Source organism: Dapis purpurea BLCC-M126 (genome assembly GCF_050015975.1).
Classification (GTDB): Bacteria; Cyanobacteriota; Cyanobacteriia; order Cyanobacteriales; family Microcoleaceae; genus Trichodesmium.
In genome coordinates, this window is record NZ_JBNHER010000241.1 from 1 (window position 1) to 6,607 (window position 6,607).

Sequence of the window (6,607 nt, forward strand, 5' to 3'; positions counted from 1 at the left end):
CTTCAATTCCCGAACGGTTTTAACCAGAGGTAATTATCAATTATCCATTAATGAACTATTCCCCATTCCCTACCCTCACACCTTAGATATATTCAAGAAACCTTGATTCCATTAATTATCATCTTTTAGCAAATCTGGACGACGAGATTTTGTTCTCTCAATTTGTTGTTCATAACGCCACTTTGCTATTTCTGCATGATGTCCAGAAAGCAAAACTTCTGGAACTTTCCAACCACGAAAATTAGCAGGTCGAGTGTAATGAGGATAGTCAAGTAATTCAGATTCAAAACTTTCATTAGCTAATGATTCAGCCTTTCCTACTGTTCCCGGAAGTAACCTGACTACCCCATTAATTAAAGCTAAAGCTGGTATTTCTCCACTTGTAAGGACAAAATCTCCTAGGGATACTTCTTTAGTAACTAAATATTCTACTCTTTCATCAATACCTTCATAATGACCACAAATTAGAATAAGTTGGTCATATTCCGTAGCGTACTGTCGGAACATTCCTTGGTGCATTCTTTCTCCCTGCGGAGTTAAGAGAATCACCTCTCGTTTTGACAGAGTTGGCAATGATTCTACAGCAGCAAATATAGGTTCTGGTTTTAAAACCATTCCCACTCCTCCACCATAAGACTCATCATCAACTTTTTTATATTTGTCTGTGGTATAATCGCGGGGGTTCACTAGATTAACCTGGGCAATATTTTTGTCAAGGGCCTTCCCCAGTAAACCTAAATTTAGAGGTGTTGTAAAAAAGTCTGGAAATAGGGTAATAACATCAAATCGCACGGCAGTTAATACTATAAATAATTAGGGTGTCCTGAAAAATGTAGAATTTTTAATTGTTGAGATTAATTTTGTAGACTATGCTGTGCGGTAAGAATTGGGCAATAAATTGAAATTATAAATTTAACCAATCAAACAAAATGTTGAAAAATTCCAGAGCAAGTTGGGGACTTGCAAGTTTATAAGATAGTCTATTATTATAACAGATTATTGAAATTGAATGTGTACCTGCTGTCCAAGATTAACAAGATGATGCAGTTAGAGTCTCAAGCCTTAGAACTAGATACATTACGCCCGACAAAAACAACTATTATGGTCATCGGAGGAGCCGAGGATAAAGTTCATGGAAAAGAGATTCTACAAACTTTTTTTAATCGCGCGGGGGGAGTAAATGCCAAACTAGGAGTTATTCCTTCAGCTTCGAGAGAACCAGCAGCTCAAGGAGATAGATACCGTAAGGTGTTTCAAGATATGGGCGCTGTTGATATTAAAATATTTGACATCCGAGAAAGGTATCAGGGAGAAGACCCAATCTGGTTAGAGTATTTGGAAGACTGCACCGGAGTATTTATGACTGGTGGAGATCAACTGCGTCTTTGTGGCCTACTTGCTGAGACCCCTTTGATGGACAAAATCAGAACTAAAGCTTTAGAAGGAAAAATAGCACTAGCCGGAACAAGTGCAGGAGCAGCAGTTATGGGCTATCACATGATAGCAGGTGGTGGTAGTGGTTCATCACCAAATAGATCTCTAGTCGATATGACAAATGGTTTGGCCATATTGCCAGAGCTGATAGTAGACCAACACTTTCATAACCGGAATCGTATGGCCCGTTTATTAAGCGCGATCGCCACCCATCCGGACAAAGTTGGTATAGGGATAGACGAAGATACCTGCGCACTGTTTGAAGGAGACGGTCAAATTCAAGTTATGGGTAAAGGCACAGTCACAATTATAGATCCGGTAGAAATGTCCTATACAAATTCTGCCAAAGTAGGGGTAGAAGAGCCTTTGAGTTTGTCGAATCTTAGATTACATATAATGTGCCATGGTGATGGTTACGATCTCCATTCCCATATGATGAAACCAGGGCTTTCTGAAACAATAATGCCTCTAGACTCATAGAATTTCTGGTAATTTATCAGTTCTTGAGAAGTTTGTTACTGTAGATGATTAGCTTACCTAATTGGCAGACATAAAGCGTAACTATACTGAAAACTATATATATTTTGTAGCAAATAAAGTAATAGATAGCCCAAATTCTTCTACCATCACAGGATTATCAAAAAAACTGATAAATCGATCAGATATTTTTAAGTAAGATGGAGGTTTGTTTCAAACTACTAAACGTTTCTAAAATGATGCAAAACAGTAAATTAGCAGCATCTAGAGCTAGTCAAGGTTTTTATCAGTTCAGTCAATGATTAACAACGAAAATTGTTGCTAGGTGTGAGACCGTAGTTTTAGCAGACTAATGTTTTCCATAAATTGTCATAATTGCGGTCATGTATATAGAGAACTAAAGTTAAGAGAGCGTATTTTCAACTACCCTCATTATATTTAGCACTCAAATAGACCACAACCTTAACTAAGTTAATCAATTTAGTAGGGTAGGCTGTACCCGAAGTTACGCCTGTGAACTGGAAGAGGCCGACCTCCCAGGTTCAAGCAGGAAGCAAGCATCTTTGACTGGCATTACAAGTTTTTTCCTAGTTTTGCCAAAATTTTATAGGTATTGTACAGCAGAAAAGATTAGTGCATCCTGAAAAAAAGTTTGTAGTAAACAGTTTAGCAAATATTCTGAGCAGAAATTAAAAAGAAAAATACCATTGCTTCTCTGATTCTAAGCATCACCTTCAAATCCTCCTATGAAAATCCTCAAACTCCAGACATTACGCGGTCCAAACTACTGGAGCATTCGCCGCCATAAACTGGTGGTTATGCGTCTAGACTTAGAAGACCTATACGAAAAATATACATCTGACATTCGTGGTTTCTACAAAGGATTAACCGAAGTTCTACCAAGTCTGGTAGAACATTACTGTTCCCCAGGAGTCAAAGGTGGTTTCCTTAGTCGTGTGGAAAAAGGAACATTGATGGGCCATGTGATCGAACACGTTGCCCTAGAATTTCAACAGCTAGCAGGAATGCCAGTTGGTTTTGGTAGGACAAGGGAAACATCTACTCCAGGAATATTTCAGGTAGTAATAGAATACCAAAATGAACAAGCAGGTCGTTATGCAGCACGAGCAGCAGTAAGACTCTGCCAAAGTATTGTTGAGACAGGTACATATCCTCCAACAGAATTACAGCAAGATTTAGAAGACCTCAAAGAATTCAAAAATCAAGCATCTTTAGGTCCAAGTACAGAAGCTATAGTCAAAGAAGCAGAAGCAAGAGGTATTCCTTGGACTCAACTATCTGCTCGGTTCATGATTCAGTTTGGTTATGGGGTCAATCAAAAAAGAATTCAGGCAACTCTCAGTAACCAAACAGGAATTCTTGGAGTAGAACTTGCTTGTGATAAAGAAGGCACGAAAAAAATTCTCAAAGATGCAGGAATACCAGTACCTCGTGGTACGGTTACTCGCTACTTTGATGAACTTCAAGATGCCATTGAAGATGTCGGAGGCTATCCTATTGTAATTAAGCCTCTAGATGGAAATCATGGTCGTGGTATTACCATAGATGTGAGAAATTGGCAAGAGGCAGAAGAAGCATACGATTTAGCCAGTAATGCCTCTAAAACAAAAAGTGTAATTGTGGAACGTTACTACACAGGCAAAGACCACCGAGTATTAGTAGTAAATGGCAAAGTTGTAGCTGTGGCCGAACGAGTTCCAGCTCATGTAGTGGGAGACGGTAAGTCTACAGTATCAGAACTAATTGAAGAGACTAACAGAGATCCCCAAAGAGGAGATGGACATGATAACGTCCTAACTAGAATTACAGTAGATAAACTCGCCCTTTCTATCCTAGAAAGACAAGGATACAGCATAGATTCAATACCGAGAAAAGGAGAAATTTGCTTTTTAAGAGCAACCGCTAACCTCAGCACTGGAGGTATAGCAGTAGACCGTACTGATGAAATACACCCAGAAAATGTTTGGCTATTATCGAGAGCTGCTAAGATAATTGGTCTAGACATTGCAGGTATGGATGTAGTTACTGAAGATATCTCTAAACCATTGCGAGAAGTAGATGGAGTAATAGTAGAAGTTAATGCTGCTCCTGGTTTTCGGATGCACGTTGCTCCTAGTCGCGGTTTGCCAAGAAATGTGGCAGGAGCAGTAATGGATATGTTATTCCCTGGCTCAAAAAATGGGCGAATACCAATACTCACCGTTACTGGTACCAACGGTAAGACTACTACTACTCGACTATTAGCTCATATTATGAAGCAAACTGGTCAAGTAGTTGGGTATACTACTACTGATGGTACTTATATTGGTGAATATCTCGCTGAAGCTGGAGATAATACAGGTCCTCAAAGTGCCCATTTAATTCTCTCAGACCCTACAGTAGAAGTTGCTGTATTAGAAACGGCACGGGGCGGTATTTTGCGTTCTGGTTTAGGTTTTTCTGCTTGTGAAGTGGGAATAGTATTAAACGTAGCTGCTGACCACTTGGGTATTGGAGATATAGATACCGTAGAACAACTAGCTCAACTAAAAAGTGTAGTAGCTGAGTCGGTAATGCCCAAAGGATATGCAATTTTGAATGCTGAAGACCCATTAGTAGCAGCAATGGCAGAGAAAGTCAAAGGTCAAGTTGCTTATTTTTCAATGGATCCAAATAACGAACTGTTAGTCAAACATACAGAAGCAGGGGGTCTGGCAGCAGTTTATGAGAATGGGTATATTTCAATTTTGAAAGGTGATTGGACTTTAAGAATTGAAAAAGCAGTTAATGTGCCAATTACAATGGCTGGTAAAGCTCCATTTATGATTGCTAATGCTCTTGCAGCTTGTTTAGCCGTCTTTACCCAAGGAGTCAAAATAGAGCATATTCGGAAAGGTTTGTCAACTTTTGTGGCTTCGGTGGATCAAACTCCAGGCCGGATGAATATGTTTAATATGGGTAGTTATCATGCTTTAGTAGATTATGCTCATAATCCTGCTAGTTATGAAGCATTAGGTGGATTTGTCAGAAATTGGCCTGGTAAACGGATAGGTGTTGTTGGTGGACCTGGTGATCGCCGTGATGAAGATTTTGTTTCTCTTGGGGAACTAGCAGCAGACATCTTTGATGAAATTATTATCAAAGAAGATGATGATACTAGGGGACGCCCCAGGGGAAATGCTGCGGAACTTATTTATCAAGGTGTTGAGCAATTCTTGAGTCAAGGAAAAGATTCTGAATCAAAAGCTATTTATGAATCAATTCTAGACGAGACAAGTGCAATTAATACGGCTTTAGACCGTGCCCCTTCTGAGAGTTTAGTAGTAATTTTACCAGAAAGTGTGAGTCGAGCTATTAGTTTAATAGAAGCTCGTAACCCGGTTAAGGATATTGAATTACCTGAAAGTAGTTTAAAATCTACTAACTCTCCAGAAGAATTAAAAACTTCAATTGCGCATTAAGTTAAATAGTTAAATTGTTATCGTGAAAGGGGTTGAAAATTTCAATCCCTTTTTTTATTATAAAAATCTACAGCTTTTGTTAGATTAACTGTGGAAGCTAAAATTGCTGAGAAGAAGACTTAAACATAAAACTAAAGACTCAAATAATTGGTTAAAACTCCGGAATAAGATACCTAAACTACATCAAAAAATAACTGATACTAAAGAACATTGGTATTAAAAATTAGCTCCTCAACTTTTTTGCAACTTGCTAGAGTGTATCATCTATAATATTTTTGTTAAAGATATAAACAAAAATATTCAAGACATTTATAGCAATCCTAAATAGGTCACGACAAATCAAAAAGTAGATAAAAAAGTTGAAAGTCTTACCTATTGCCTGTTGCCTAAAAATAAGTAAGATTTTTGCTACGAATAAAATAGGATTGCTATATATCAATTCCTAATCATTACTAAAACTTGATAAATCCTCAAACCAACTTTCTAGTAGTTTCATTTCATTCTCTCCAACTACCCCTAATTCAATTAACTTTGAGTAACAAATAATCATATTATCGGGAATATTATTAAGCCCAGATGCTAGTTTTAAGCAGCCCAGAATATCACTAATCTCCTGATTATTAATATATCCAATTACTTCATCCTGAAAATCTTTCATTAAATTATGTTCATTGCGCTCTTGATAAACCGTAGAACTATAAAATAGTATAGACCAACCATTTTCCCAAGCGATACGTTGCGCTACAAAACTTCGCCAAATATCTGTCATCCGAAATGAGCAATAGGCTGGCAGGTAAAGTAGAGGATAAGCATCAGGAAACCAAATAGTATTTTGACTATTAAAAGGACACCAACTTCGATTTCCTAAAGCAATTTTCAGACCATTATTAAATTTTAAGGGTAAAGGTAGAATCAGGCGATAAATAGCATCTACATCAGGATTATCATCAGCTAAACCCTGCTGAATAGGACAAAAAACTTCTCCTTTTGTTAAGTTCTCTAACTCAGGGAGAGGATCGTGAATTTTATTTAAAGGTAAGCCTCTAGGCCAAATTAACTGAGATGTAAAATACTTATAAATGTTTACCCATCCTTGATGAGAAAGTTGCGGGACAAACACAGTAGGTTGCTTATCTTGCCAAAAGTCATCTAAAGGAATATTATCATCATCTGTCTCCATAATAAACAGGACTTACGCAAAGACACTATATATAGCGTATACTAAATAGAGCGAT

Annotated in this window: 4 protein-coding genes; 2 read left to right on the plus strand and 2 right to left on the minus strand. The window is 37.7% G+C overall.

Annotation, left to right across the window (positions count from 1 at the left end; all coding sequences use genetic code 11):
• Window positions 1-111 precede the first annotated feature (111 nt).
• The gene (gene trmD, locus ACP6PL_RS21800; protein ID WP_426547375.1) at window positions 112-792 is read right to left on the minus strand and encodes a tRNA (guanosine(37)-N1)-methyltransferase TrmD; all 681 of its coding nucleotides are present in this window, start codon (window positions 790-792) and stop codon (window positions 112-114) included.
• Window positions 793-1,038: 246 nt separating this feature from the next.
• On the opposite strand from trmD, the gene ACP6PL_RS21805 reads away from it, so the two are divergent.
• Both ACP6PL_RS21805 and cphA read left to right on the plus strand, forming a co-directional pair.
• Window positions 1,039-1,914, plus strand: a complete 876-nt coding sequence (locus ACP6PL_RS21805; protein WP_426547376.1) for a cyanophycinase — start codon at window positions 1,039-1,041, stop codon at window positions 1,912-1,914.
• 743 nt (window positions 1,915-2,657) lie between these two features.
• Entirely contained in the window at window positions 2,658-5,372 is a 2,715-nt protein-coding gene (cphA, locus tag ACP6PL_RS21810; protein WP_426547377.1) for a cyanophycin synthetase, read from the plus strand.
• A 442-nt stretch (window positions 5,373-5,814) separates the two neighbouring features.
• Here cphA and ACP6PL_RS21815 read toward each other — a convergent pair whose 3' ends face one another.
• On the minus strand, window positions 5,815-6,552 hold the full coding sequence (locus ACP6PL_RS21815) for an STELLO glycosyltransferase family protein (protein WP_426547378.1): 738 nt from the start codon (window positions 6,550-6,552) through the stop codon (window positions 5,815-5,817).
• Window positions 6,553-6,607: the final 55 nt, after the last annotated feature.